Source organism: Nocardia sp. No.11, assembly GCF_038752175.1.
GTDB classification, from domain to species: Bacteria; Actinomycetota; Actinomycetes; order Mycobacteriales; family Mycobacteriaceae; genus Nocardia; species Nocardia canadensis.
This window is the reverse complement of the sequence record NZ_JBCGFB010000269.1, coordinates 1-788: the sequence shown is the minus strand read 5'-3', so window position 1 is coordinate 788 and position 788 is coordinate 1. Positions and strand designations below refer to the sequence as shown.

1 rRNA gene is annotated in these 788 nt (G+C 56.1%); it reads right to left on the bottom strand.

What is annotated here, in order from left to right:
• Window positions 1-40: 40 nt before the first annotated feature.
• Window positions 41-788 (bottom strand): 23S ribosomal RNA (locus tag V8688_RS31990); the annotation flags it as partial.

Below are 788 nucleotides of genomic sequence, written 5' to 3'. Positions count from 1 at the left end.
TGTTGTTTCAGATACCGCACAGTGGACGCGTAACACCTTCGATAGTAAGCCCTCGGCCTATTAGTACCAGTCACCTACACCAGTTACCTGGCTTCCAGTTCCGGCCTATCAACCCCATGGTCTGTAGGGGGCCTTAACCCATCAAGTGGGAGAGAAACCTCATCTTGGAACAGGCTTCCCGCTTAGATGCTTTCAGCGGTTATCCCTTCCGAACGTAGCCAACCAGCAGTGCTCCTGGCGGAACAACTGGCACACCAGAGGTTCGTCCGTCCCGGTCCTCTCGTACTAGGGACAGCCTTCCTCAAGTTTCTAACGCGCGCGGCGGATAGAGACCGAACTGTCTCACGACGTTCTAAACCCAGCTCGCGTGCCGCTTTAATGGGCGAACAGCCCAACCCTTGGGACCTACTCCAGCCCCAGGATGCGACGAGCCGACATCGAGGTGCCAAACCATCCCGTCGATATGGACTCTTGGGGAAGATCAGCCTGTTATCCCCGGGGTACCTTTTATCCGTTGAGCGACACCGCTTCCACTTGCCGGTGCCGGATCACTAGTCCCGACTTTCGTCCCTGCTCGAGCTGTCACTCTCACAGTCAAGCTCCCTTGTGCACTTGCACTCGACACCTGATTGCCAACCAGGCTGAGGGAACCTTTGGGCGCCTCCGTTACATTTTGGGAGGCAACCGCCCCAGTTAAACTACCCACCAGGCACTGTCCCTGAACCAGATCATGGTCCGAGGTTAGAAGTCCAATACGATCAGAGTGGTATTTCAACGACGACTCCACC